This is a genomic window from Catellatospora sp. IY07-71, assembly GCF_018326265.1.
Classification (GTDB): Bacteria; Actinomycetota; Actinomycetes; order Mycobacteriales; family Micromonosporaceae; genus Catellatospora.
Genome location: NZ_AP023360.1, coordinates 6,502,369 through 6,527,707 on the forward strand (window position 1 = coordinate 6,502,369; position 25,339 = coordinate 6,527,707).

Sequence of the window (25,339 nt, forward strand, 5' to 3'; positions counted from 1 at the left end):
CATGACTGTCAATGCATGCCGGAAACATGCCCGACACGTTCCGGGGTCAGACGGCGGCGAGCACGGCCGGGATCTCGTCGGCCAGCTCCCGGGCGAGGAACCCGATCCGGCCGAAGCGCGGCGCCAGCCGCTGGGCGCTGCCGGCGTGGGCGTACGCGGCCCAGCACGCCGCCTGCGCGGGGTCGGCGCCACGCGCCAGCAGGCCGGTCACCAGCCCGGCGCGCACGTCACCGCTGCCGGAGGTGCCCAGGCCGCTGCCGCCGGTCTGCTCCCACCACACCCGCCCGCCGGGATCGGCGACGCGGCCGAACAGCGACACCACCGCCTGGTAGCGCTCGGCGATGCGCAGCGCCACCGCCGCGAGATCGTCGCCGAGGTCGTCCACGCCGAGCAGGTAGCGCGCCTCCTCCAGGTTGGGGGTGAGCAGGTAGCGGCCGGGACGGCCGGCGATCAGCGACGGGTCGCGGCTGAGCGCGCCGAGGGCGTAGGCGTCCAGCACCACGGTGGTGTCGACGGGCGCGGCGTCGAGCACGTACCGCATGATCTCGGCGGTGTGGTCGATGTCGCCCAGGCCCGGCCCGATCGCGATGGCCGACGCGTGAGCGGCCAGCTCCGCCAGCCGCTCGGGCAGCCCGCCCGGGGTCTCGGGCAGGTCGAGGACCAGCGCCTCGGGCATCTGGATGCTCAGCGCCGCCGCGGTGGACTCGGCGACGGCCAACTGCAGCACGCCCGCCCCGGCACGCAGCGCGGCGACCCCGGCCAGCAGCACCGCCCCCGGCGTGTGCCGGGAGCCGCCGACGATCAGCGCGGTGCCCCGGCTGTCCTTGGCCCCCTCCGGCTCGGGCAGCGGCCAATCGCGCAGCAACTGCACGGTGACGACCGTGGGTTCAGACGGGTTCGGCACGCACACCCTCCTCGGCGGTGGGCTCGGTGTCCTGCGCGCGCAGGTGGGCGATGTCGTTGAAGGACTGTGCGGCCAGGCGCCCGCCGCCGTCGCCGGTCCAGGTGCTGATCGAGGCGTTGGCGATGACCTGCTGCCGGGCCGCCTCCATCAGTCCCTGCTCGGTCATGTCCTCGACGAGGTAACGCACGAGCTGCACGACGACGTCGTGGGTGACCAGCAGGACGCGCCCGCCGGGGTGGTCGCGGCGCAGGTCGGCCAGCAGGGCGCGCAGGCGCAGGGCGACGTCGGCCCAGGACTCGCCGCCGGGCGGGCGGTAGTAGAACTTGCCGAGCCGGGCCCGCCGCTCCGCCTCCTGGGGATAGCGGCTGCGCACCCCGTGGGTGGTCAGCAGGTCGAGCTGGCCCAGGTCACGATCGCGCAGGCGCTCGTCGCAGGCCGTCGGGAGATCCAGCCCGGCGAGCGCGCCCCGTGCCGTCTCGACGGTGCGCAGGTATGGGGAGATCAACACGAGGTCCGGCGGCGGGACGGTGCGCAGCCAGCGCCCCACCGCGGCCGCCTGCTCCTGGCCCAATGGCGAAAGCGGCACGTCCGGATCACGCGGGGCGAGGTCGAGCCGTTCGGCGCCTTCCTGCTCGGCGCGTACGGCGGCCAGGTTGCCGACGCTCTCCCCGTGGCGCACCACGCCCAGCCAACCGAGCTCGTTCATGAGTCCCTTCCCCCACCGTGCCGCAAGCCCGCCATACCCCGTCGGAGCCGTACGCAATCGGGCGGCACGCTCCGGCTTGACACCACTCGACCCGAGACATAGCCTTCCGTCGAACTGGTAAGACACTTTACCGTTCCGCTGGGAGGTCGCCGTGCACGCTCGCGCCCGTCAGACTCGGCTCGCTCGCGCGGTCGTCGTCGCCGTCACCGCCATCGCCGCCGCCCTGCTCGCCGCCCCGGACCCGGCCCAGGCCGCCCCGGCGAGCCTCGGCAGCGTGGTGCCCGTGCCGGTCTCGGTGCAGCCAGCCGCCGGAGTCGTGCACACCATCCCGGCCGGCGCCACGATCCAGACCCAGGCGGGCTCGACCGCCGCCACCGACGTCGGCAACCACCTCGCCGCGCTGCTGCGCCCCGCCACCGGGTACGCGCTGCCGGTCACCGCCGCGAGCGGCACCCCCACCAGCGGCATCGCGCTGCTGCTGTCCGGCGCCGACCCGAGCGTGGGCAGCGAGGGCTACCAGCTCGACGTGACCGCCGCGCTGATCACCATCCGCGCGCAGACCGCGGCGGGCCTGTTCCACGGCGTGCAGACGCTGCGCCAGCTGCTGCCGGCAGCCGTCGAGGCGCGCACCGTCCAGTCCGGACCGTGGGAGGTCGCGGGCGGCCGCATCATCGACTTCCCCCGCTACGGCTACCGCGGGGCGATGCTCGACGTGTCCCGGCACTTCTTCGGTGTGGACGTGGTCAAGCGCTACCTCGACGAGATCGCCCAGTACAAGGTGAACGTCCTGCACCTGCACCTGTCCGACGACCAGGGCTGGCGCATCGTGATCGACGCCTGGCCCCGCCTGGCCGCCTACGGCGGCAGCACGCAGGTCGGCGGCGGCGCGGGCGGCTACTACACCAAGGCGCAGTACAGCGACCTCGTCGCGTACGCCGCCGCGCGGCACATCACGATCGTGCCCGAGATCGACATGCCCGGCCACACCAACGCCGCGCTCGCCTCCTACGCCGAGCTGAACTGCAACAACACGGCGCCGCCGCTGTACACGGGCACCGCCGTGGGGTTCAGCTCGCTGTGCGTCGGCAAGGAGGTCACCTACACGTTCGTGCAGCAGGTGCTCGCCGAGCTGGCCGCGCTCACCCCCGGGCCGTACCTGCACGTCGGCGGCGACGAGGCGTCGAGCACCTCCGACGCCGACTACCGCACCTTCATGAACCGCATCCAGCCGTACGTCACCGCCAACGGCAAGACCGTCATGGGCTGGCACCAGCTCGGCCAGGCCGACCACTCCCCCGGCCGGATCGCGCAGTACTGGGGCACGTCCACCTCCGACGCCGACCTGAGCGCCGCGGTCAGCAAGGGCGCGAAGGTGCTGATGTCGCCCGCCAACAAGGCCTACCTCGACATGAAGTACACCAACCAGACGCCGCTCGGGCTCACCTGGGCGGGCCTGATCGAGGTGCAGACGGCGTACAACTGGGACCCGGCCACGCTGCTGCCGGGTATCCCGGCGAGCGCGGTCATCGGCGTCGAAGCGCCGCTGTGGTCCGAGACGATCACCAAGCTCGCCGACATCGAGTTCATGGCGTTCCCGCGCCTGCCCGCGCTCGCCGAGCTGGGCTGGTCGCCGCAGTCGGCGCGCAACTGGGACACCTTCAAGGTGCGCCTGGGCGCGCAGGGCCCGCGCTGGACCGCGCAGGGCATCAACTTCTACCGCTCGCCGCAGGTCCCGTGGGCCACCCCGCCGGTGACCGGCCGGGTCGAGGCGGAGTCGTACACCTCGCAGTCGGGGGTCCAGATCGTGGCCGACGCGGCGGCCAACGGCGGCAACCGCGTCGGCTACATCGACAACGGGGACTGGATCGGGTTCTCCGGCGTCAACGTGTCCGGCAAGACCGGCTTCACCGCCCGGATCTCGTCCGGCGGCACCGGCGGGACGATCCAGATCCGCGCCAACTCGGCCACGGGCACGCTGCTCGGCTCGGTCGCCGTCGCCAGCACCGGTGGCTGGGGCGTCTACGCCGACGTCACCACCAGCCTGAGCGCCGGGTCCGGACCGCTGTACCTCGTGTTCACCGGGGCCGGAACCGGCCTGTTCGACATCGACTCCTTCGCGCTCACCGGGACGGCCAATCCGCCGAGCCGGGTCGAGGCGGAGTCGTACACGTCGCAGTCGGGTGTGCAGATCGTGGCCGACGCGGCGGCCAACGGCGGCAACCGCGTCGGCTACATCGACAACGGGGACTGGATCGGGTTCTCCGGCGTCAACGTCTCCGGCAAGACCGGCTTCACCGCCCGGATCTCGTCCGGCGGCACGGGCGGCACGATCCAGATCCGCGCCAACTCGGCCACGGGCACGCTGCTCGGCTCGGTCGCCGTCGCCAGCACCGGTGGCTGGGGCGTCTACGCCGACGTCACCACCAGCCTGAGCGCCGGGTCCGGACCGCTGTACCTTGTCTTCACCGGAGCCGGCGCCGGTCTGTTCGATGTCGACTCCTTCGCGCTGACCCCCTGACCAGACCTGCATCGGCCCACAGCACCCGGCTGCCTTGCCGGGCTCGACCAGATCGGACTAGATTGACGCCGTGATCGAGAAGATCCACAGCGACGAGATCGCGTCGCTGCCCGTGCCCCTGTCACACGCGACGCGGGCCGGAGACTACGTCTTCGTCTCCGGCCAGGTGGCCGTCCGGCCCGACGGCAGCACGGTCACCGGCGACTTCGAGGCGGAGGTCCGCCAGGTCCTCGACAACCTCCAGGCGGTCTGCCGGGCCGCGGGCGGGGACCTCGGCGACGTGTGCAAGGTGACCGCGTTCCTGCTCAGCGCCGCCCTGTTCGCGCCGTTCAACGCGGTGTACCGGGAGTACTTCGGCGAGCCGTTCCCGGCCAGGTCGACGGTGCTCGCCGCGCTGGCCAACCCGGACCTGCGCGTCGAGGTCGAGGCGATCCTCTACCTGCCCCGCGAGGCGTAACCACCGGACGTTCCGATCGGGGCGAGCCTCGGCCTGCCCCGGGTGACCGGCCACACGCTCTCTACATCGTCCTAGGAGACTGTCCTGACAGCGCGGCCATGGTGGTCACCAGATGGGCCGCCCACGTGCGGTAACCATCCGCACCGGGGTGGAAGCCGTCCTCGGCGTACAGGCCGCTGGTGTCGATGCCGAAGGCGGGCGCGTGCACGGCCCACGGCGTGGCCGCGGCGACCCGGGCCAGCCCCTGGTCCAGATGCCGGGCGTGCAGGCCCAGCACGGCACGGGTCGGCTGCGGCAGCGCCGGGAAGCCCGACATGTCCGGCACCCCGGCCAGGACGACGCGGCCGCCGGAACGCAGGCGCGGCCGCAGGGCGGCCAGCAGCGCGGCGACGTCGCGCCGCCACCCGCGTCCCGAGCGCATCTCCAGCACGTCGTTGACCCCGAGGACGACCACGACCACGTCGTACGTCTCGTCCGGCAGCCGCGGGACGAGCAGGCCGAGGACCTTGCGCGCGCTGTACCCGGTGTGTGCGGCGACCCGCCAGGTCACCGACCGGTCGCTGTGCCCGGACAGCCCGGCCGCGAGCGCCGGTGCCAGGCCGTCGGCCTGGGTGGGCACGCCGACGCCGGCCGCGGTCGACTCGCCCAGGACCAGCAGCGACAGCCGGTCACCCGGCGCATCACCCCGCACGCCTTCGCGTGCACCGGCGGCCTCGGGCAGCACCGGGGTCCGGCGGCGTACGCGTGCCCCCTGCACCAGCAGGATCGGTGCCATCGCCAGGGCGAGCGGGCGGCCTGCCCAAGACATGTTCCGGCGCATCCCGCGGATGCTAGCGACGAGCCTGCCCCGCCTGGCCACCGGGTCGTGGGACCACGCCGCGGCCGTCTTGGCGCGGCACACCTCGACACCCCATTCTGACAGGATGACGGTCACCACGCGCCCCCGCCCACGGCTGCTCCTGCTCCGCGCCGCGCGCCTGTTCGACGGCGAAGCCCTGCTCGACGACCCGGCCGTGCTGGTGGACGGGGCACGGATCGCATCCCTCACGCAGGGCGCGACCGGAGTGCCGGACGGCGCCGAGGTGGTCGACCTGCCCGGGGCCACGCTGCTGCCGGGACTCGTCGACACGCATGTGCACCTGGCTTTCGACGCCTCCACGACGCCGGTCACCCGGCTGGCCGAACGCGACGACGCGGCGGCGTACGAGGCGATGTGCCGCGCGGCGCGCTCGGCCGCGGCCGGTGGCGTCACCACCGTGCGCGACCTCGGCGACCGCGGTTACCTGGCGCTGCGGGTCCGGGCGGCGGCCCGCGCCGGGGATCACACCCTGCCCGAGGTCTTGGCGGCCGGCGTGCCGATCACGACACCCGGCGGGCACTGCCACTTCCTGGGCGACGACGCCGCGGGCGACGTGGCGCAGCTGCGCGAGGCGGTGCGCGCGCGGGCCGCCCGTGGCGTGGACGTCATCAAGGTCATGGCCAGCGGCGGCCACATGACCGCGGGCAGCCGCCCGGAGGTGTCCCAGTACACCGTGGCCGAGCTGCGGGCGGTGGTCGAGCAGGCGCATGCGCTCGGGCTGCCGGTCGCCGCGCACGCGCACGGCACGGCGGCGATCGTCGCCGCGGTCGAGGCCGGGGTGGACTGCCTGGAGCACGCCACGTTCATGACCCCCGACGCGGTCGACGACGTGCCCGCCGAGCTGCTGGACACGATCGTGGCCCGGGGCGTCGCGCTGAGCCTCACCTTCGGCACCCGGCAGGTCGAGGGACACGCGGTGCCGCCGAGCATCGCCACCCGGATGGCGGGCTTCATCCGCAACGCGGGCCGGATGCACCGGGCGGGCGCGCGGATCGTGATCGGCACCGACGCCGGCATCGCCCCGGTCAAACCGCACTTCGTGCTGCGCCATGCGGTGCCGCAGCTCGCCCCGCTGGGCATGAGCGGCGCGGAGGCGCTGCACGCGGTCACGGCGCGCGCGGCCGACGTGATCGGGCTGGGCCACCGCAAGGGCCGGATCGCGGCCGGCTACGACGCCGACATCCTGGCGGTCTCGGGAGACCCGGTCGCCGAGCCGGCCGCGATCCACCGGCTGCTGGCCGTGTACGTACGCGGCGAGCAGCTGGTGGACGGTCCCGCGGCTTAGGCGATGTCGATGGAGAAGTCCGCGACGACGCCGTTGTGGTCGGAGTTGGTGCCGGTGACGATCCGGTGGTCGGTCATCCACATCAGCTGGGAACCCTCGACCCGCTTCCAGAAGTAGACGTAGTCGATGTGCCGGTTGCCGTGGGTGCCGGTGCCCCGCTCGCCGTACAGGTTCCCACAGTTTCCTTCCAGAGCGGCGAAGCGCACCTGCCCCGGCTCACGCGCGCAGACCGACCGTGACCTCGCGCAGGTACGCGAGGCCCGCGGTGGCCAGCTCGTCCTGGCTGGGGGCCAGCGGCCGCCAGATCGCGGCGGCCACGGCGATGGCCTCGTTCTCACCCGTGAACGACTCGATGCAGATCGGCCCCCGGTAACCGGTCCGGGCCAGCGCGCCCAGCCAGCGCGGCCAGTCCAGGTGGTCGCGGCCGGGTGCGCCGCGGTCGCTGCCGGACACCTGCACGTGCACGATGCGCGGCCCGGCCAGGGTCACCGCGGCGTACGGATCGGACTCCTCGATGTTCATGTGGTAGCTGTCGAGCATGATGCCGACGTTGCCGGGCAGGCCGTCGAGCGCCTCCAGGGTCTGCGCCATGGTGTTGACGACCGAGGTCTCGTAGCGGTTGAGCGCCTCGATGCCGATGGCGACGCCCCGCTCCCCCGCGTACCAGGCGATCGGCTCCAGCGCGGCGCGCAGCTGCCGGTAGCAGTCGCGGCGCTCGGCGGCGTCCATCCGCCACAGCCGCCCGACGGCGGCGTAGACGGGGCCGCAGACGCTGGGCGCACCGAGCACCGACGCCGCGTCGACCAGGCCGCGCAGGTAGGCCTGCGCGGAGGCGACCGTCTCGGCGTCGGTGCACACCAGGTCGCGGCCGGGCGGGGTGACCGCGAGCACGGCCGCCGGGGCCAGCCCGTGCTCGGCGAGCAGGTCGCGGACGCCCTCGGCGGACCAGTCGCCGGGCTGCTCGACCGGGATCTCGATCGCGTCGAAGCCCCAGGCCGCGATGCGGGGTACGAGTTCCCGCAGGGCACGGTCGTCGACGGGCGAGGTCCAGATCCACGGGTTGGCGCCGATGGCGAACATGTCACGCTCTCCTGACAGGACGGAGGCGGCTGCCCACCGGAGCAGGCAGCCGCCGCGATCAATGGACTACTTGCCGCCCCAGTCACCGGGGTAGCCGGGCAGGGTCGCGCAGCCGCACATGGCGTAGTGCAGCGGCGGCATGTCCTTCTGCACGAAGCTGCTCAGGTTGTCCTGCGTGATGGTGGGCTGGGGCAGCTTCCAGGGGCTGGGCACCGGCTGGCCGCCGAGGATCTGCAGCGCGGCGATGACCGGGGTGCGCCACTGGTAGGTGGGGTAGGTCGGGGCGATGGCGGTGAGCTTCTTGTCCTGCCACATCTTGAGGAAGTCCTGCTGGTCCTCGCCGACGATGGCCGGGAACGGCTTGCCCGCGTCCTCGAACGCCTCGGCCGCGGCGACGGCGGTCGCGCCGGCGTCCATCCAGATGCCGTCGATGTCGCCGAACCGCTGCAGGTAGTTGGTGACGATGGTCTTGGTCTTCGCGGCGTCGCCGTCGGTGAACTCGACGCCGACGACCTCCAGGTCCGACTTGTCGAAGACCACCTTGGCCGCGCCCCAGCGGGCTTCGAGCACGTCGACGCCGGGCAGGATGCGCAGCGCCAGGATCTTGCCCTTCGGCTTGACCTTCTCGACGAGGAACTCGGCGCCGGTGGCGCCGAACGCGTACCCGCCGATGGGGTTGATGAAGGTGACCGGGCACTTGGTGTTGACGCCGCGGTCGAAGACGATGACCGGCACCTTGGCGCAGGCCTGCTCGACGGCGGGGGTCAGCGTCGCGGTGGTGTTCGGGGAGACGATGAGCGCGTCGCAGCCCTTGCCGAGCAGGTCGGTGATGTCGGAGATCTGCTTGTCGTCCTTGCTCTCCGCGTCGGCCACGGTGAAGGTCTTGATCTCCGGGTGCAGCTTGACCTCGGCCTGCATGTTCTTGAAGCCGACCTGCCGCCACGGGTTGCCCACACCCGCGTTGGAGAAGCACAGGTGGTACGGGCCGGCCTTCTTGTACTTGGCGGTGTCCACGGTCTTCGGATCGAGGGCCTGCTCCCAGGGCTTGTCGGCGGGGCCGGTGGCCGCCTTGGTGCGCAGGGCCAGCTCGTTGTCGTGGTCGGCCTGGACGAAGAACTTCGACGTCTCGCCGGTGCCGGCGCCGCTGGGCCCGGCGCTGGGCGACGCGCCGGGCACGTCGCTGGTGCAGCCGACCACGCCCACCGCCACGGCGGTGCACAGGGCCAGCAGGACGGGGGTGCTTCTCCTCATATGCGTTCCTCTCTGGTGCGGAGCAGGGCGTTTCAGGTACGGCGGCGCAGCGTGCCGACCGCGACGGCGGCGAGGATGATGAGGCCCTGCACGGCGGAGCTGAGCGCGCCGGAGACGCCGAGCAGGTTGAGCAGTGTGAGCAGGGTCTGCAGCGTGAGCGCGCCGAGCATGGCCCCGGCGACCGAGCCGCGCCCGCCGCCGAGCACGACCCCGCCGAGCACGACGGCGGTGATCGCGGTGAACTCGAGCCCGGCACCGACCTGGAAGGACACCCCGCCGAAGCCGCCGAGCAGGATCGCCGCGACGGCGGCGCAGGCACCGCTGACCAGGAAGGCGATGGTGCGTACGCGGGCGGTGCGCACGCCGGTGAGCCGGGCCGCGCGCGGGTTGTCCCCGACGGCGAGCAGCACCTTGCCGAAGTCGGCGCGCATCGCCAGCACCGCGAGCACGGCGACCCCGGCCAGCACCAGCACCGCGTACGGCAGCTGCCCGAGCACGGGCACGCCGTCGATGCCGCGCCGGCCGAGCATCCGGAACTCCTCCGACAGCGCCCCGCGCGGCGAGCCGCCGGTCCACGTGTAGACGGCGCCGACGAGCACCAGGTACATGCCGAGCGTGGTGATGAACGACGGCACCTGCAGCAGCGTGGTGACCACGCCGTTGACCAGGCCGACGAGCAGCCCGAAGGCGAGCAGCAGCGCGACGACGGGCCAGGTCGCGGCGGGGTCGCCGTCGATGAGCCGGGCGGCGATGACGACCTCGGCGGTGACCAGCGAGCCGACCGACAGGTCGAAGTCGCCCGCGACGATGACGAAGTACTGCCCGGCGGCGAGAATGATCAGCGGGGCGGCACGTTTGAGGAACGCCAGCAGCACGGGCGGGTCGTAGAAGTCGGGCTGGCGGATGCCGACCGCGACGAGCAGCAGCACCAGGATGATCAGCACGGGCCGGATGCTGCCCGCGCCCCAGCCGCCGCGCCCGCCGCCGCCCAGCCCGGCGGGGACGGCGGGCGCGGGGCCGGTGGGGGTCGCCACGTCGGTGCTCATGCCTTCTCCTCGCTGCGCTCGTCGGCGGCATCACCGGGCGTGCTGATTCGCTCGCGGCGCTCGCTCATGCCACGGCCGCCTTCCGCCGGTCGGAGGTGCGGCGCAGGCGCAGCGCGTAGACCGCGACCGCGGCGACGATGACCACGCCGCGCACCATCTGCTTGAAGAAGGAGTCCACTTCGAGCTGGTTGAACACGCCGTCGATCACGGCCAGCAGCAGCACCCCGCCGACGGTGCCGGCCACGCCGCCCCGGCCTCCGGCCAGCACGGTGCCGCCGAGCACGACCGCCGCGATCGACTCCAGGTCGTAGCCGCCCTCGGCGCCGACCCGGGGTGCTCCCGCGCCGAGGCGGCTGGCCAGGTAGAGCCCGGCGATCCCGGCGCACAGCGAGCAGATGACGTGGGTGCGGATCAGGACCCGGTCGGTGCGCACCCCGGACAGGCGGGCCACGTCGAGGTCGCCGCCGGTGGCGATCAGGTGATGGCCGTAGCGGGTGCTGCGCAGGGTGAACCAGGCCGCGGCGGCCACCGCGGCGAACAGCAGGAACGACAGCGGCACCGGCCCGACCCGGTCGTAGCCCAGGTGCTGGAACGAGGTGGGCACGCTGCCCGCCGGTCCGGCGTAGCCCTGTTCGAGGTAGCCCTTGATCAGCAGGCCGACGCCGAGCGTAGCGATGAACGCGTTGATCCGCAGCTTGGTGATGAGCAGGCCGTTGAGCAGCCCGATCGCGGCGGACACGGCGAGCACGGCGGCGATCGCGGGCAGCACCATGCCGTCGGATCCGGCCATGGTCTCGGCGGCGACGAGCGAGGTCAGGCTGATCACGTACGCCACCGACAGGTCCAGCGACCCGGCGAGGATGGCCATGGTCTGCCCGACCGCGACGATGCCGAGCCCGGCCGCCCGCTGCAGCAGGCTGATCGTGCTCGACTCGCTGAACAGCGATCCGCCGTCCAGGGCGACCAGGGTGCCGCCGAGGATCAGGGCGAGGGCGAGCGCGGCCCAGACCCCGCTGGTCGCGTCGAGGGTGGGCAGCCGCAGCCGCGTGCGCGCCACGTCTGTGCTCATGCGGGCACCTCCGCGCTGGTGGCGGCACCGGTGGCCAGGCCCATCACGGCCTCCTCGCTCGCTCCGGCGGGCAGCTCGCCCGCGATCGCGCCGTCGCACATGACGACGATGCGGTCGCTCATGCCGATCAGCTCGGGCAGCTCCGACGAGATCATCAGCACCGCCGCGCCGTCGGCGGCGAGCCGGCGGATCAGGTCGTGGATCGCGGCCTTGGCACCGACGTCGATGCCGCGGGTGGGCTCGTCGAACAGCAGCACCCGCGGGGTCATCGCCAGCCAGCGGGCCAGCACGACCTTCTGCTGGTTGCCGCCGGACAGGTAGCGGATCTCCTGCTCGGTGCCGGCCGCGTGCACCTCCACGGCGTCGAGCAGCTCGCGCACGGTGGTGGTGCGGGCGGCGCGGCCGAACCAGCGAGGCCGCACGGCGCGCTGCGCCAGCAGGGCGTTGTCCAGCACGGACTGGCTGAGCGCGAGTCCCTCGCCCTTGCGGTCCTCGGTGACGTACGCGATGCCCGCCCGGACCGCCTGGCGCGGGGAACGCAGCCGCACCGGCTCCCCGTCCAGCAGCACCCGCCCGGTGCGGAAGCCGTCGATGCCGAACACCGCGCGGGCCAGCGCGGAGCGCCCGGAGCCCTGCAGCCCGCCGACGCCGAGCACCTCACCGGCGCGCAGCTCCAGGTCGACGGGGTGCAGGCGGCCGTTGCCGGCGGCGGACAGGGTCAGCCGGGCCGGTCCCGCGCTGCCGGGAGCGGCGCGTTCGGGGTAGTAGTGCGACAGCTCGCGGCCGACCATGTGCCGGACCAGGGTGTCGGCGGTGGCCTCGGCCGTGTCGAGGGTGGTGACGCGGCGGCCGTCCTTGAGCACGGTGATCCGGCCGGACAGGTCGAAGACCTCGGTGAGCCGGTGCGACACGTACAGGATGCCGATGCCGCGCTGCTGCAGCCGCCGGACCAGCTTGTAGAGCAGCTCGACCTCGTGCTCGGCCAGCGAGGCGGTGGGCTCGTCCATGATGAGCACCCGCGCGTCCAGTGCGAGCGCCTTGACGATCTCGACGACCTGCTGCTGGGCGACGCTGAGCCGGCCGACCCTGGCCTGCGGCGTGATGGCGTCCTCGCCGATGCCCGCGAGCAGCTCGGCGGTGCGGGCGTGCATGGCGCGGCGGTCGACCAGGCCGCGGCGCATCGGCTCGCGGCCGAGGAAGACGTTCTCGGCGACGGTGCGCTCCGGCAGGAGGTTGAACTCCTGGTGGATGATGCCGATCCCGGCCGCCTGGGCGGCCCGCGGGTCCGGCAGCGTCACCGGCTGCCCGGCCAGCTCCAGGGTCCCGGCGTCGGGCTGGTACACCCCGCTGGCGATCTTCATGAGGGTGGACTTGCCGGCGCCGTTCTCGCCGACGAGGGCGTGCACCTGTCCGGAGTGGAGGTCGAGGTCGACGTCGTCGAGCACGCGTACCCCGAAGAAGGCCTTGCCGACGCCGCGCATCCGCAGCAGGGGGCCGTCGCTGTCTGGCGGCACCGCACCTCCTCGATCGTTCCGGCACACTTTCGCTGGCGTCACAAGAACTTTTGCTCTGCGTACCGGAAGTCTTGGCGTCGGACGTTAAACGGCGCCGCTCGATCTAGCAAGCCCGTAACGAGCGGGAAATGATAACGGTTCGGCATTGGTGCATCTACCAGCCGCGATGTGACCGCTAACGGGCTTTCCGCCGGAGCAACCCTAGTTTTGCCCGGCTAACCAGAAACTTTCAGTGATTCTTCTAAAACTGGCATCGCCTGAATATTGACGTTGCCCGCTCGCTCGGGCCATGCTCGGCTTCGCACTCGGGTAACAACACCGACACATTTCGATGCGTCGTCGAGTGCTGCACGGTCGTGCGTCGCGGCGGGCGCATGACGGACCGACCGTCCTTTTCCGCGTACCAAGGAGACGGCATGAGCCGCCGCAAACCTGTCCTCGGCGCGTTCCTCGCGCTGGCCACCGCAGTCGCGGTGAGCCTGCTGCCCGTGGGACCCGCCACCGCCGCACCCGCGTTCCGCGCGCTGGTGTTCAGCGAGACCGCCGGCTACCGGCACGGATCCATCGCCGCCGGTGTCAGCATGTTCACCCAGCTCGCCGCGGCCAACAACTTCGAGGTCGTGTTCAGCGAGGACTCCAGCGTGCTGAACACCGCCAACCTCAACACCTTCGACGTGCTGGTCATGTTCCAGACCTCCGGCATGGTGTTCGACAACGACGCCCAGCGCACCGCCACCCAGAACTTCCTGCGCAGCGGCAAGGGCATCGTCGCCATCCACAACGCCACCGACATGGGCATCGAGTCGGCATTCCCCTGGTGGGACGCCACCATCAACGGCGGCGCGCACATGCCCGAGCACTCCCCCGGCTCCCTGCAGGGCTGGGCGCGGGTCGCCGACAAGGTGCACCCGTCCACCTCGCACCTGCCGGACAACTGGCAGCGCACCGAGGAGTGGTACAACTTCGACGTCAACGCGCGCGGCAACGTGCACGTGCTGGTCACCGCCGACGAGCGCACCTACAACCCGGGCGGCGCGGCGATGGGCCCCGACCACCCGATCTCGTGGTGCCGCGAGGCCGAGGGCGGCAAGGTGTGGGCCACCGCGATGGGCCACGACGACGCGTCGTACAGCGAGGCGAACTTCCGCAACCATATCCTGGGCGGCGTGCGCTACGCGGCGGGTAACCTGGCCGGCGACTGCGGCGGCACGGTGTGGAGCAACTTCGAGAAGGTCACCCTCGACTCGAACACCGTCGACCCGATGGCGATGGACATCGCCCCCGACGGCCGGGTCTTCTACGTGCAGCGCGGCGGCAAGCTCGCCGTCTTCAAGCCCGCCCAGCAGCAGACCGTGACCGCCGGCCAGCTCTCGGTGTACACCGGCGGCGAGGACGGCCTGGTCGGCATGGTGCTCGACCCGAACTTCGCCACCAACGGGTGGATCTACCTGTACTACTCGCCGGCGTCGAGCTCGACCGACGTCAACCGGCTGTCCCGGTTCACGGTCAGCGGCGACACCCTCAACCTGTCCAGCGAGCAGGTCCTGCTCAACGTTCCCGCGTACCGGGACCGGACGTTCAGCGAGCCCGGCCACACCGGCGGCTATCTGGCCTTCGGGCCGGGCGGCAACCTGTTCCTGTCCACCGGTGACGACACCCCGCCCAACCTCGACCCGGCCTGGCAGGGCTACGCCCCGCTGGACTGGCGGTCCGGCAAGAGCTTCCTGGACGCCGCGCGCAGCGCGGGCAACACCAACGACCTGCGGGGCAAGCTGCTGCGCATCCACCCGGAGAGCAACGGCACCTACACCATCCCCAGCGGCAACCTGTTCGCGCCCGGCACCGCGCTGACCAAGCCCGAGATCTACGCGATGGGCTTCCGCAACCCGTTCCGGTTCGAGGTCGACATGCAGACCGGCTGGGTGAACCTGGCCGACTACGGCCCCGACCGCGGCGGCCCGACCACCAACCGCGGCCCGGAGGGCCTGGTCGAGCTGAACGTGATCAAGCAGGCGGGCAACTTCGGCTGGCCGTTCTGCCACGGCAACAACCAGGCGTACGCGCCGTACAACCCGACCACCGGGGTGGTGGGTGCAAAGTTCAACTGCAACGCGCCGGTCAACGACTCCCCGAACAACACCGGCCTGCGCACGCTGCCGCCGCTGGTCCAGCCGCAGATCTGGTACGGCTACGGCGTCTCGCCGACGTTCCCGGAGATGGGCGAGGGCGGCTCGGCGCCGATGGGCGGCCCGGTCTACCGCTACAACGCGGCCAGCACCTCGGCGACGAAGTTCCCCGCGTACTACAACGGCGTGCACTTCTTCTACGAGTGGGCCCGCAACTACATCAAGGAGATCCACTTCGACGGCTCGGGCAACCTGGTGAAGATCAACCCGTTCCTGCCGGGCGGGGGCTTCATCAAGCCGATGGCGATGCGCTTCGGCCCTGACGGCTCGCTGTACGTGCTGGAGTGGGGATCGGAGTTCAACGGCGGCAACAACGACTCCGGGCTGTACCGCATCGACTACATCCACGGCGGGCGCGCTCCGGTGGCCAAGGCCACGGCCACGCCGACCAACGGCCTCGCGCCGCTGAACGTGGCGTTCTCCAGCGCCGGCTCGGCCGATTCGGACGGCGACACGATCTCCTACGCGTGGGACTTCGACAGCAACGGCACCGTCGACTCCACCGCCGCCAACCCGACCCGCACCTACAGCACGAACGGCAACTACACGGCAAAACTGACCGTCACCGACACCACCGGCCGGTCGTCGTTCGTCAACGTGCCGATCACCGTCGGCAACAACGCCCCGGTGGTCACCATCAACTCCCCGCCCAACGGCGGCATGCTCGACTTCGGGCAGAACGTCGCCTACAGCCTCACCGTCACCGACGCGCAGGACGGCACGATCAACTGCACGCAGGTGTTCACCAACCCGGCGCTCGGGCACGACGACCACGCCCACCCGACCACCGACCTGCCCGGCTGCTCCGGCACCGTCAACACGGGCAACCTCGGCGGGCACCCCGACGGCGCCAACCTGTTCTACCTGCTCAACGCCCGCTACCAGGACAACGGCAACGGCTCGGTGGCCCGGCTCACCGGATACGCCAACGCGGTGCTGCAGCCCAAGCACAAGCAGGCGGAGTACTTCACCAGCCAGTCCGGGATCCGGGTGGTCGCCCAGTCCGGAGCCGAGAGCGGCAACCGCGTCGGCGACATCAGCAACAACGACTGGATCATGTTCAATCCGATGAGCCTGCAGGGCATCACCAGCGTCAGCTACCGGCTCTCCTCGCCCAGCGGCGGCGGCAGCATCGAGCTGCGCGCCGACTCGCCCACGGGCACCCTGCTGGCGACCAACCCCGTCGCGGCGACCGGCGGCTGGGACACGTACGTCCAGCAGGCGGCGGTCAACGTGGCGGCGCTGTCCGGCACGCACCAGCTGTACATGGTGTTCAAGACGAGCTCGAACAACAGCTTCGACCTCGACTCGTTCACCTTCGCCGGAGCCGGGGTCGGCACCACCCCGACCGGCGGGATCGCCGGCAAGACGTACACCCTGACCGCGCAGCACAGCAGCAAGCTGGCCGACGTCAGCGGGGTCTCCACCGCCGACAACGCGACGGTCGTGCAGTGGCCCGCCACCGGCGGCAACAACCAGAAGTGGCAGGCCGTGGACGCGGGCGGCGGCTACGTCTACCTCAAGGCGCTGCACAGCGGCAAGTGCCTGGCCGCGAGCGGCGGCTCGACCGCCGACGGGGCGGCGATGGTGCAGCTGACCTGCACCACGAACAACAACATGAAGTGGCAGGCGGTCACCACCTCGACCGCCGGGGTGTACCAGCTCAAGGCCGTGCACAGCGGCAAGTGCCTGGACGTCAACGGTGCCTCCACCGCTGACAACGCCGCACTCATCCAGTGGGCCTGCCACACCGGCACCAACCAGCTGTGGCGGCTCACGCAGGTGTGAGAACCGCCGGCCCGGTCACACCTGGGTGACCGGGCCGGCGCGAGCGGCGGGCGGGGACTCCGGATCCCGCCTGCCGCACCGTCAGACGGGCTTCGCGCGGATGAGCCGAGCCCCGCTCAGCTCCTAGTACCAGTCCGTGTAGGCGTAGCCGACGCCCGCGTCCGGCAGGAGCCAGATGGTGCCGGCCGCCTGGGCGATGTAGCCGCCGTCGTACACCATGCGGGTGAAGCAGGTGTACGCGCCGACCACGTTGCTCCAGGCGATCTCGTCGATGCAGAACTGCGTGCTGGCACCGTCGTTGTAGCGGTAGACCTGCGCGTCGGCCTCTGACGGGATCGTGTAGACCAGCACGCGGCCCCAGACGGTGCGGCACGTCGAGCTGTAGCGCAGCTCGATCTTGCCGGACCGCCCTCCATTGACGTAGATGTCTCTCGATGTCGGCGTCGACACGGCCGAGGAGCCGTCTGGCTTCTTCTGGCAGACCGAGGCACGAGAGTCGGTCGGGCTGATGCCGTCCCAGCCCTTGCCGGTCGGCGTGGCGGCGTGCGCCGCGGCCGGGGACAACACGGCCATGCCAGCAACCGCGACGATCACGGCGATGGCGGATCGAATCCGTCCACGAATCATTCCGAGTTCCTTTCGAACTTTCTGGCCTGTGTGCCGTGAGTCAACCGGCACCGGGCGTCGTTCGGGGCCGACGTCGGCCGACTCCGGATCGTTTCCAGGAATGTCCTGGTGACGGCGTCCCGGGGTGGACCGGAACCCGGACGGCGCCGGACGGGGTAGGGTGACCTATGTGGACGTACGTTTGAATCCGGTCGTGCAGTTCTGCCACGACCTGCGGGTCCACTGGCAGGCGTCGGGAAGGGACCTGCCCGGCATCGCCCGGCAGGTGGGCATCAGCCGCACCCAGCTCTACGCGATCCTCAACGGGGAGATCAAACGGCCGCCGGACTTCGCGGCGACGGTGCGCCCGTTCCTGCTCGCCTGTGGCGCGACCGACGCCGAACTCGCCGAATGGCGCCGCCGCCACGACGTCCTCGTCGGCGTGCACCAGGGGTTGACGCAACAGTCCCGGCTCCGGCCTGCCCCGCCGAACCTGCTGCCGGCGATGAGCGGCAGTTTCGTCGGCCGGACGGCGCTGCTGACCGCCCTGGACACCGCGACGTCACCCGCCGTGGTGACCGGGCCGCCCGGCGTCGGCAAGACCGCACTCGTCCTGCACTGGGCGTACGGCCGGGCCGCGTCGTTCCCCGACGGCCGCCTCTACGCCGACCTGCGGGGGTACGCCCGTGACGGCGGCGCCCTCGACCCGGCCGACGTGATCCGCGGCTTCCTCGACGCGCTGGGCGTGCCCGCACGGGAGATCCCGCCGGACCCGGCCGCACAGGCGGCCCGCTTCCGGAGCCTCGCCGCCGACCGGCGCCTGCTGGTCGTCCTCGACAACGCCCGCGACGCCGGCCAGGTGCGCCCGCTGCTGGCCGGCGGATCCGGCGTGCGCACCGTGGTGACCAGCCGCAACCCACTGACCGCCCTTGTCGCCGAGTACGCCGCCACGCCCGTCGCGGTCGGCCTGCCGACCGAGGCCGAAGCAGTCGAGCTGGTCCGATCCCGCCTCGCCGGTGCTGCCGACGACAGCACGGCCGCGGACGCCGTCGCCGCCTGCGGGCGCCTGCCGCTGGCGCTGGCCCTGATCGCCGCGCGCGTAAGCCAGAGCGGGTTCGCGCTGGCGACGGCCGCCGCCGAGGTGCGCCAGGCCGGCTCGCGCACCCACCACGACCTGCACACCGTCTTCTCCTGGTCGTACGCGGCGGTGAGCCCGCCCGCCGCGCGGCTGTTCCGCCTGCTCGGCCTCCCCGCCGGACCCGACATCGCCGCCGACGCGGCCGCCGCTCTCGCCGGCGTCCACGACGCGGGCGAGTCACTCGACGAGCTGGTCCAAGCCGGCCTGCTCGTCGAACACCGCCCGCACCGCTACCTCCTGCACGACCTGCTGCGCGGTTACGCCCGCGAACAGGCCCACGCCACCGACACCGACGCCGAGCGCCGCGCCGCGCTGACCCGCCTGCTCGGCCACTACACAAGCACCGCTCACGAAGCCGACCGCGTCCTGAATCCCATCCGCGCGCCGATCCCGCTGCCCGTGCCACCGTCCCCGGGCAGCCGCCGGCCGGACTACCAGACCGCGCTGACCTGGCTGAAAGCCGAAAGAGCGGTGCTGCTGGCGACCCTGCGCCAGGCCGGCGACGACGGCCTCGACCGGCACGCCTGGCAGCTCGGCTGGGCCCTGGACACCTTCCTGTACGAGGACCACCGGTGGCATGACGAAGGCGCGGCGTGGGCGGTCGCGCTGCGGGCGGCCACCGCCTCGATCGACGACGCGGCGGCCGCGCACGCCCACCGGTTCCTCGGCGCGGTCGCCGGACGGCTCGACCGGTTCGCCGACGCGTACGCTCACATGCACGACTCCATGCGGCTGTGCCGGGCGGCAGGCGACCTCGCGGGCGAGGCCGAAACCGAGTTCGTCCTGTCGTACGTGTGCTTCCTTCAGGACGACGTGACGACCGCGCTGGCGCACGCCGAACGTTCGCTCGAACTCTGGACCGGCCTGTCCGACCTCGCCTGGACCGGTCGCGCCGCCAACGCCGTCGGCCTTTACCACGCCTTTCGCGCAGACGCGCCCGCCGCGATCCGCTGTTTCCAGCGTGCCGCCGACCTCCAGCACCAGGCCGGCGACGTCGCCAACGAGGCCGTCACCCGGGACAACCTCGGCAAGGCCCACCACGCCGCCGGCGCGTACCTCGCCGCCGTCGCACAGTTCGACACCGCCGGTGACCTGGCCCGGCAACTCGGCGACCCCGTCATCGAGGCGCAGGCGGCCCATCACGCGGGCGACGCGTTCCAGGCTCTCGGCGATCACGGCACCGCCCGCGAACGGTGGGAGCACGCCTACAAGCTCCTCGACGACGCGGGCCACCCGATGGCGAACGACGTCGCCCGCAAGCTCGCCGTGCCGCGACCGGGCGACGCACCCGGCTCCGCGCAGGAGTGAGGCGGGCGTCACCACGTGGGCACGGGCACCGGCGGCCGGCGGTGGCCGAAGGTTAGGTTGGCTCATGTTCTCGGACAGGTCCCGGGTCGCGGCCGGGCTCGCCGTGCTGTGCGCCGCGGCGGGGACCGGCGCGGTGATGTACGCGCTCGGCGTGCTCCCCGAGCCCTGGACCCGCGGCTACATCAGCGAGGGCGGCGTGGCCGCCAGCCCGCGCGACGGGATCTACCGGGCCGGGATCGTCACCCTGGCCGCGTCGCTGGCCCTGCTCGGGACGGCGCTGCGGCGGCTGGTGCCGTTCGTGTTCGCCATCCTGGTCACCGCGGCCGTCTTCGGCACCGCCTCGGCGGCGGTGTCCTGCACGCCGGGCTGCCCGCTGCCGCCGTACGAGCCCTCGACCCCTGCCGACCTGGTGCATGCCGGGGCGAGCGTGCTCGGGGTGGGGCTGGCCGTGGTCGCGATGGCCGGCGTGGCGCTGATCTCGCTGCAGCCGGTGCTGCGGCGCATCGCGCGGGTGTTCGCCGTGGTGACGCTGCCGCTGGCCGTGATGCTGGTGGTCGGGCTGCTGGCGATCGGCCGAGGGCTGTTCACGAGCGTGCTGGAGCGGGTCGCGCTGGTCCCCGTGGTGGTCTGGATCGCGGTGACCGGCCTGCAGCTGTTGCGCCGACCGGCCGCCGAGCGGGCTTGACCTCGCCCCAAGGGCACGCCGCAGACTGACCGCGTGGAGAAGAAGTTCCTGCTGGCCGGAGAGTTCGGGGCGGCCGCGCGGCTGTCGCCGAAGGCGCTGCGCCTCTACGCCGAGCTGGGCCTGCTCCCACCCGCCCGGATCGACCCGGGGACCGGATACCGGCAGTACCGGGCCGACCAGCTGCCACGGGCCCGGCTGCTGGCCCGGCTGCGCCGCCTCGGGCTGCCGCTGGCCCGGATCGGGCACCTCGCCGACCTGACGCCGCAGGCCCGCGCGGTCGAGCTGCGCGGCTGGCTGCACGGCCAGCGCGAGCTGCTCGACGAGCGGGCGGCGGTGGTCGAGGCGATGCAGTCACCGGTGGACGGCTCGCTGCTCGCCGCGGTCGCGCTGCGCGAGGTGCCGGTCGCGAAGGTGCTCTGCCGCACGCGCCGGATCGGCTCCGGCAGCCTGGCGCGGCTGGTCGCCACCGCCCAGCACGACATCCGCGCGCACCTGCGGGCCTCGGCGCTGCCCGGCGACGGCACCCTGCTGGTGTTCTTCCAGGACCTGGTGACGCCGGACAGCGAGTCCCCGGTCGAGGTCGCGGTGACGTTCGAGGGCAGCGCCGAGCCGGCCGACGACCTGTACATCCGCCTCGTCCCGGCGCACACCGCGGCCTTCCTGGCGGTGCCGGCCGGATACGAGGACATGCCCGAGATCCTGCGGGTCTACGACGCGGTGGAGGCCTGGACCGAGGCACATGGCCTGGCCTGCACCGGACATCCGTACGAAAGCTATCCCGGCACCGGCGCGCGGTTCGACGTCGCGTACCCGGTCGCCGCCTGATCGAAGGGCACCCCGTGCGCCATCTTCCTTACGTGGGCAGCGGCCCGTACTGCTCGCCGGCTGCGGCGAGGCGGCGGAGATCGCGGCGGGGCAGGCGCGGCTCGTCGGCTCGCTGCAGCACCCGATGGTGACCGGCAACCTCCCGGCCGCGGCGGCCGCGCTGCGCGAACTCGCCCCCACCTACGACCGGCTGCGCGCCGCCCTGACCTGACGGATATAGCGGGTTCAATCCTGTTGCCCGGCCCCGCCGGATGTGGTGAGGTCGCGGGCATGACGGGCGGAACGGATCAACAGGCCGCGCTGACCACCGCACAGCGGGCGGCGCTGGCGCACGTACGCGACCTGGCCACGAAGGCACGCGCGGAGGCGCTCACGCGGCTGGGGGACGTGCCGGACGTCGCCGCGCTGCTCGAACTCGTGGCGGCGCACGGCCGGGTGACCCTGAACTTCCACCCGGACCGGCTGCTGGCCGACGGCCGTACGGTCGCCGAGTCGCTGGCCGCCGACGGCGTCTACCGCAGCCAGTTCGAGACCGGCGTGACCAACGGCAGCCGCACCGCCTTCCTCGACGGTGACCGGGACCGGTGGGAGCGGGAGCTGTTCGGCGGCGCGTACCACGCCCCGGGTGGGCTGCCGGGCGACCGCCCGCGCTACGGCGGGCTCAACCTGCTGCGCCACCCGGACGGCGCCTGCCCGCGCTTCGGCTCCTGCCACGTCCGGCTGCGGCCGCACGTCAACGCCCGCTGCACGGTCACCGTCGGGGACAGCCATCTGGGTCCGGCCGACGCGGGCACCTTCGACGCGTTCGAGGTGGTGCTGGCGGGATACGTCACCCAGGCCCGGCAGACCGGCGTGACGCTCGGCCGACGCGGCGCGGATCCGCTGGCGGCGCTGCGCAGACTGGCTGAACGGGATCCGGTCGCCGAGCACGGCCGCGCTCTGGACGACTACCTTGAGGTCCAGGTGCACGGCCCGGTCGAGCTGGCCGCCGACGCGGAGGCGCTGGTGCTCGACCCGAGCTTCCGCGGCACCGCCAGCGGCGACCTGCTGGCGGATCTGGCCGCGCGGTGCGGGCTGGCGCTGGAGTGGCACGCCGGGTTCGAGCTGACCCCCGCCGAGGTGGGGCCGGACTTCCGCGGCCCGGCGATACCGCCGCTCGCCGCCGCGGTCTGCGCGCGGTACGACCGCGACTCCTTCGACGCCGCGCTGGTCGGACGGGCCGCGGCCGACATGCTCCGCGACCCGGCGGCGTGGGCCGCCCACGGCACCCCCGACGAGCTGCTCCAGTACGTCAAGCAGCTCTGGCACACGCTCAACCACGCCGGGCGCCCGTGGGGCGGGCCCGTGGCGGTCCACGGGCCCGCCGCGCTCAGGAGGCGAAGCGCAGGCGCACGATGACGTTGTTGAGCACCGTCGGCGTGCCGCCGTTCATGTCGTTGTTGGTCGAGGTGAGCCAGAGCCCGCCGTCCGGGGTCTTCACCACGGTCCGCAACCGGCCCCAGGAGCCGTTGAAGAAGGCCCGCGGGGTGTCGGTGGTGCTGCCGGTGATCCGCATGACCCACAGCCGGGTGCCGCGTACGGCGGCCATGTAGATCCAGTCGTTGACGATCTCGAGCCCGCTCGGCGAGGCCGACGCGGTGCTCCACTGGCGCACCGGGTTGACGAAGCTCGGGTTGCTGCACGTCCCCTCGCACGTCGGCCAGCCGTAGTTGGACCCGGCGGTGATGAGGTTCAGCTCGTCCCAGGTGTTGTCGCCGAACTCCGACGACCACAGCCGGCCCTGCGAGTCCCAGGCCAGGCCCTGCGGGTTGCGGTGGCCGAGGCTGTAGACGCGGGTGCCGAACGGGTTGCCCGGCGCGGCCGCCCCGGTCGTGGTGACCCGCAGGATCTTGCCGTTGAGCGAGCTGAGGTTCTGCGCCCGGCTGCTGTCCTGCGCGTCACCGGTGGTGAGGTAGATGTAGCCGTCGGGGCCGAACTTGACCCGGCCGCCGTTGTGGAACCGGTTCTTGGCGATGCCGGTGACCAGCGCCTCGCGCGGCCCGATGGCGCCGTTCTCGAACTTGAACCGCACCAGCCGGTTGTCGGAGGCCGCGGTGTGGAATGCGTACACCCAGTGGTCGTTGGCGAAGTTCGGGCCGACGGCCAGGCCGAGCAGCCCGCCCTCGCCCGTGGTGGTGACCGCCTCGGAGATGGTGCCCACGACGGTCTTCTGCCCGGCCAGGGTGACCCGCACGATCTCGAACCGGTCCCGCTCGGCGACCAGCGCGCTGCCGTCGGGCAGGAACGCGATCCCCCACGGCAGGTCGAGCTGGGTGTTGACGTTGCGGTCGAAGACCGGGTCGCCGCCGCCCGCCTGCGTCGACGTGGTGACCGTGAGCACCGCACTGGCGGGGGAGGTGTTGCCGTTGGCGTCGTAGGCCAGCACCGTGTACTGGTACGCCGTGGCGGGCGTCAGGCCGGTGTCGGTCGCGGTCAGGTCGGGCACGTCGGCGATCTGGACGCCGTTGCGCGACACCCGGTAGCCGCGTACGCCGACGTTGTCGGTGGCGGCGTTCCAGGCCAGCGACACCGTGCTCGCGGTGACCCCGGTGCTGCGCAGGTTCGCCGGGGTGGTGGGCGGCTGGGTGTCGGTGCTCGGCGGGGTGGTCACCGGCAGGTTGTTGCTGCCCTGCGACGGGTTGCCGGCCGCGTCGTAGGCCAGCACGCTGAACACGTACGACGCGTTGGCCTGCAGGTTGTTCAGCGTGGCGGTGAGGATGTTGCCGCCGACCTCGGCGACCACGTTGCCGCCGTTGTAGACGACGTAGCGGGAGACGCCGACGTTGTCGGTCGCGGCGTTCCAGGCGAGGTCGACGCCGGTCGGCCGGACCACGCCCACCACGCGCAGGCTGCTCGGGGCGGTAGGCGGCTGGCTGTCCGACGGCGCGCTGACCCGCAACCGGTCCAGGTTGGGTCCGCCGTTGACCGTGGTCGCGGTCGCGCGGACGGTGTTGCTGCCCGCGGCCAGGCTCGCGGTCATGGTCTTCTCGGCCCAGGTGGGCCAGGCGCCGGTGCCGGGGAAGGTCAGGCCGGGCGCGGCGGGGGCGCCGTTGACGGTGACGTCCATGGGCCGGTCGGCGGTGGTGCCGTTGGCGTAGCGCAGCGTCAGCTGGTAGTTGCCGGCCGCGGGCACCGAGACGGTGAACTGCACGTACGAGCCGGTCACGTTGTCGTAGTTGACGAATCCGGTGCCGGTGTAGCCGGCGTGATTGGACTCGACCAGGCCCTGCGAGATCGTCGCGGACTCGGCCTGGTAGTCGGTGAACGCGGGCGGCGGCCCGGTGGTCAGGTTCCACTGCTGGCTGGCCAGCCCGGCGATGCAGGACCAGATGTGCAGCTTCGCGGCGTCGGCGGTGCTGCCGCTCACCACGTCGACGCACTTGCCGGTGACCGGGTTGACCAGGGTGCGGGCGGAGGTGCTGTACGTCCACTGCTGGTTGGGGTTGGTGGCCGAGCAGTCCCAGATCTGCACCTTGGTGCCGTTGGCGTTGACACCGCCCGCGACGTCCAGGCACTTGCCGCCCAGCGCGCGGATCGTGCCGTCGGTGCCGACGGTCCAGGTCTGCGCGGCGGAGCCGTTGCAGGTGTAGATCTGCACCTGGGTGCCGTTGACGGTGCTCGCGGACGGGATGTCGATGCACTTGCCCGACGCGACACCGGTGATCGGCCCGACGGTGTCGGCGGCGGCCGGTGCGGCCACGACGAGGTGGAGCCCGGCGGCGAGGGCCAGCGCCGCGGCGAGAACGGCGGCGCGTTTGATCGGAGGGGAGGTCACGAGTGCTCCGTTCCTGGCGATCGGTGCCGCGGCAGGTGCTCCCGGGGGCTCGGGTAGCGGCTGCGCAGATCCGATCACGAGTGTTAGTTAACTTAACTTATCGAACCTGAACGATATGAAAGCGCATTCCCACGGTCAAGCCGAAACCCCCGAATGGCACAGCCGCCTCGCCGAGCGCGCCGGTATGTCCGGTCCCGGTGGTACGGTCCATGCCGCGCCCGCGGGGCCGTCCCACCGGGCGGCGCAACCCCTGAGTCGCCAAGGCGACTTCGGGGATGCCGAGCTTCGAACGCAGCATCC

At 72.4% G+C, this 25,339-nt stretch carries 20 protein-coding genes; 8 read left to right on the top strand and 12 right to left on the bottom strand.

What is annotated here, in order from left to right:
* Nucleotides 1-46: 46 nt before the first annotated feature.
* On the bottom strand, nucleotides 47-904 hold the full coding sequence (locus tag CS0771_RS28955; protein WP_212843947.1) for an NAD(P)H-hydrate dehydratase: 858 nt from the start codon (nucleotides 902-904) through the stop codon (nucleotides 47-49).
* On the bottom strand, nucleotides 888-1,610 hold the full coding sequence (locus tag CS0771_RS28960; protein ID WP_212843948.1) for a histidine phosphatase family protein: 723 nt from the start codon (nucleotides 1,608-1,610) through the stop codon (nucleotides 888-890). The genes CS0771_RS28955 and CS0771_RS28960 overlap by 17 nt, the downstream gene beginning before the upstream one ends.
* Before the next feature lie 151 nt (nucleotides 1,611-1,761).
* On the opposite strand from CS0771_RS28960, the gene CS0771_RS28965 reads away from it, so the two are divergent.
* Both CS0771_RS28965 and CS0771_RS28970 read left to right on the top strand, forming a co-directional pair.
* Nucleotides 1,762-4,128, top strand: a complete 2,367-nt coding sequence (locus CS0771_RS28965; protein ID WP_212843949.1) for a family 20 glycosylhydrolase — start codon at nucleotides 1,762-1,764, stop codon at nucleotides 4,126-4,128.
* A gap of 70 nt (nucleotides 4,129-4,198) precedes the next feature.
* Complete coding sequence (locus tag CS0771_RS28970; RefSeq protein ID WP_212843950.1) at nucleotides 4,199-4,585, top strand: RidA family protein; 387 nt, start codon at nucleotides 4,199-4,201, stop codon at nucleotides 4,583-4,585.
* Between the two features lie 61 nt (nucleotides 4,586-4,646).
* Here the strand turns inward: CS0771_RS28970 and CS0771_RS28975 are convergent, their stop codons facing one another.
* The gene (locus tag CS0771_RS28975) at nucleotides 4,647-5,393 is read right to left on the bottom strand and encodes an SGNH/GDSL hydrolase family protein (protein ID WP_212843951.1); all 747 of its coding nucleotides are present in this window, start codon (nucleotides 5,391-5,393) and stop codon (nucleotides 4,647-4,649) included.
* Between the two features lie 115 nt (nucleotides 5,394-5,508).
* On the opposite strand from CS0771_RS28975, the gene CS0771_RS28980 reads away from it, so the two are divergent.
* Complete coding sequence (locus CS0771_RS28980) at nucleotides 5,509-6,729, top strand: amidohydrolase family protein (protein WP_212843952.1); 1,221 nt, start codon at nucleotides 5,509-5,511, stop codon at nucleotides 6,727-6,729.
* Here the strand turns inward: CS0771_RS28980 and CS0771_RS28985 are convergent.
* The 6 genes from CS0771_RS28985 to CS0771_RS29010 form a co-directional block, all read right to left on the bottom strand.
* The gene (locus tag CS0771_RS28985; RefSeq protein WP_212843953.1) at nucleotides 6,726-6,935 is read right to left on the bottom strand and encodes a hypothetical protein; all 210 of its coding nucleotides are present in this window, start codon (nucleotides 6,933-6,935) and stop codon (nucleotides 6,726-6,728) included. The two genes, CS0771_RS28980 and CS0771_RS28985, sit on opposite strands and share 4 nt — an antisense overlap.
* A 10-nt stretch (nucleotides 6,936-6,945) precedes the next feature.
* Nucleotides 6,946-7,809, bottom strand: coding sequence for a sugar phosphate isomerase/epimerase (locus CS0771_RS28990; protein WP_212843954.1), 864 nt, complete (start codon nucleotides 7,807-7,809; stop codon nucleotides 6,946-6,948).
* 66 nt (nucleotides 7,810-7,875) lie between these two features.
* Entirely contained in the window at nucleotides 7,876-9,060 is a 1,185-nt protein-coding gene (locus CS0771_RS28995) for a substrate-binding domain-containing protein (RefSeq protein ID WP_212843955.1), read from the bottom strand.
* Nucleotides 9,061-9,092: 32 nt separating this feature from the next.
* Nucleotides 9,093-10,106: an ABC transporter permease gene (locus CS0771_RS29000; RefSeq protein ID WP_212843956.1), complete on the bottom strand. Its 1,014-nt coding sequence runs from the start codon at nucleotides 10,104-10,106 to the stop codon at nucleotides 9,093-9,095.
* A 64-nt stretch (nucleotides 10,107-10,170) separates the two neighbouring features.
* Complete coding sequence (locus tag CS0771_RS29005) at nucleotides 10,171-11,175, bottom strand: ABC transporter permease (protein ID WP_212843957.1); 1,005 nt, start codon at nucleotides 11,173-11,175, stop codon at nucleotides 10,171-10,173.
* A complete protein-coding gene (locus tag CS0771_RS29010) occupies nucleotides 11,172-12,689 on the bottom strand; it encodes a sugar ABC transporter ATP-binding protein (protein WP_244871098.1) in 1,518 nt (505 codons plus the stop codon). Before CS0771_RS29010 ends, CS0771_RS29005 begins: the two co-directional genes overlap by 4 nt.
* Before the next feature lie 416 nt (nucleotides 12,690-13,105).
* Here CS0771_RS29010 and CS0771_RS29015 point away from each other — a divergent pair, with 416 nt between their 5' ends.
* Nucleotides 13,106-16,663: a ThuA domain-containing protein gene (locus CS0771_RS29015; protein WP_212843958.1), complete on the top strand. Its 3,558-nt coding sequence runs from the start codon at nucleotides 13,106-13,108 to the stop codon at nucleotides 16,661-16,663.
* A gap of 123 nt (nucleotides 16,664-16,786) precedes the next feature.
* On the opposite strand, the gene CS0771_RS29020 is transcribed toward CS0771_RS29015, so the two are convergent.
* On the bottom strand, nucleotides 16,787-17,236 hold the full coding sequence (locus tag CS0771_RS29020; RefSeq protein WP_212843959.1) for a DUF2690 domain-containing protein: 450 nt from the start codon (nucleotides 17,234-17,236) through the stop codon (nucleotides 16,787-16,789).
* 223 nt (nucleotides 17,237-17,459) lie between these two features.
* Here CS0771_RS29020 and CS0771_RS29025 point away from each other — a divergent pair, with 223 nt between their 5' ends.
* From CS0771_RS29025 to CS0771_RS29035, 3 genes are all read left to right on the top strand, one after another.
* On the top strand, nucleotides 17,460-19,715 hold the full coding sequence (locus CS0771_RS29025; RefSeq protein ID WP_212843960.1) for a tetratricopeptide repeat protein: 2,256 nt from the start codon (nucleotides 17,460-17,462) through the stop codon (nucleotides 19,713-19,715).
* Between the two features lie 64 nt (nucleotides 19,716-19,779).
* Nucleotides 19,780-20,400 (top strand): DUF998 domain-containing protein, encoded by a 621-nt coding sequence (locus CS0771_RS29030; RefSeq protein WP_212843961.1) that lies wholly within the window; start codon nucleotides 19,780-19,782, stop codon nucleotides 20,398-20,400.
* Nucleotides 20,401-20,433: 33 nt separating this feature from the next.
* On the top strand, nucleotides 20,434-21,225 hold the full coding sequence (locus CS0771_RS29035) for a MerR family transcriptional regulator (protein ID WP_212843962.1): 792 nt from the start codon (nucleotides 20,434-20,436) through the stop codon (nucleotides 21,223-21,225).
* A gap of 28 nt (nucleotides 21,226-21,253) precedes the next feature.
* Here the strand turns inward: CS0771_RS29035 and CS0771_RS29040 are convergent, their stop codons facing one another.
* Entirely contained in the window at nucleotides 21,254-21,454 is a 201-nt protein-coding gene (locus tag CS0771_RS29040) for a hypothetical protein (protein ID WP_212843963.1), read from the bottom strand.
* A 41-nt stretch (nucleotides 21,455-21,495) separates the two neighbouring features.
* Between CS0771_RS29040 and CS0771_RS29045 the strand changes: the two genes are divergently transcribed.
* Nucleotides 21,496-22,623, top strand: coding sequence for a DUF3626 domain-containing protein (locus CS0771_RS29045; RefSeq protein ID WP_212843964.1), 1,128 nt, complete (start codon nucleotides 21,496-21,498; stop codon nucleotides 22,621-22,623).
* On the opposite strand, the gene CS0771_RS29050 is transcribed toward CS0771_RS29045, so the two are convergent.
* Complete coding sequence (locus CS0771_RS29050) at nucleotides 22,595-25,039, bottom strand: PQQ-dependent sugar dehydrogenase (RefSeq protein ID WP_212843965.1); 2,445 nt, start codon at nucleotides 25,037-25,039, stop codon at nucleotides 22,595-22,597. The genes CS0771_RS29045 and CS0771_RS29050 overlap by 29 nt on opposite strands.
* Nucleotides 25,040-25,339: the final 300 nt, after the last annotated feature.

What these genes read in the sequence shown, in the direction of transcription:
- CS0771_RS28960 (WP_212843948.1), bottom strand. Translation starts at nt 1,610, where the DNA reads ATGAACGAGCTCGGTTGGCTGGGCGTGGTGCGCCACGGGGAGAGCGTC.
- CS0771_RS28975 (WP_212843951.1), bottom strand. Translation starts at nt 5,393, where the DNA reads ATGTCTTGGGCAGGCCGCCCGCTCGCCCTGGCGATGGCACCGATCCTG.
- CS0771_RS28980 (WP_212843952.1), top strand. Translation starts at nt 5,509, where the DNA reads ATGACGGTCACCACGCGCCCCCGCCCACGGCTGCTCCTGCTCCGCGCC.
- CS0771_RS28990 (WP_212843954.1), bottom strand. Translation starts at nt 7,809, where the DNA reads ATGTTCGCCATCGGCGCCAACCCGTGGATCTGGACCTCGCCCGTCGAC.
- CS0771_RS28995 (WP_212843955.1), bottom strand. Translation starts at nt 9,060, where the DNA reads ATGAGGAGAAGCACCCCCGTCCTGCTGGCCCTGTGCACCGCCGTGGCG.
- CS0771_RS29000 (WP_212843956.1), bottom strand. Translation starts at nt 10,106, where the DNA reads ATGAGCACCGACGTGGCGACCCCCACCGGCCCCGCGCCCGCCGTCCCC.
- CS0771_RS29005 (WP_212843957.1), bottom strand. Translation starts at nt 11,175, where the DNA reads ATGAGCACAGACGTGGCGCGCACGCGGCTGCGGCTGCCCACCCTCGAC.
- CS0771_RS29015 (WP_212843958.1), top strand. Translation starts at nt 13,106, where the DNA reads ATGAGCCGCCGCAAACCTGTCCTCGGCGCGTTCCTCGCGCTGGCCACC.
- CS0771_RS29020 (WP_212843959.1), bottom strand. Translation starts at nt 17,236, where the DNA reads ATGGCCGTGTTGTCCCCGGCCGCGGCGCACGCCGCCACGCCGACCGGC.
- CS0771_RS29030 (WP_212843961.1), top strand. Translation starts at nt 19,780, where the DNA reads ATGTTCTCGGACAGGTCCCGGGTCGCGGCCGGGCTCGCCGTGCTGTGC.
- CS0771_RS29045 (WP_212843964.1), top strand. Translation starts at nt 21,496, where the DNA reads ATGACGGGCGGAACGGATCAACAGGCCGCGCTGACCACCGCACAGCGG.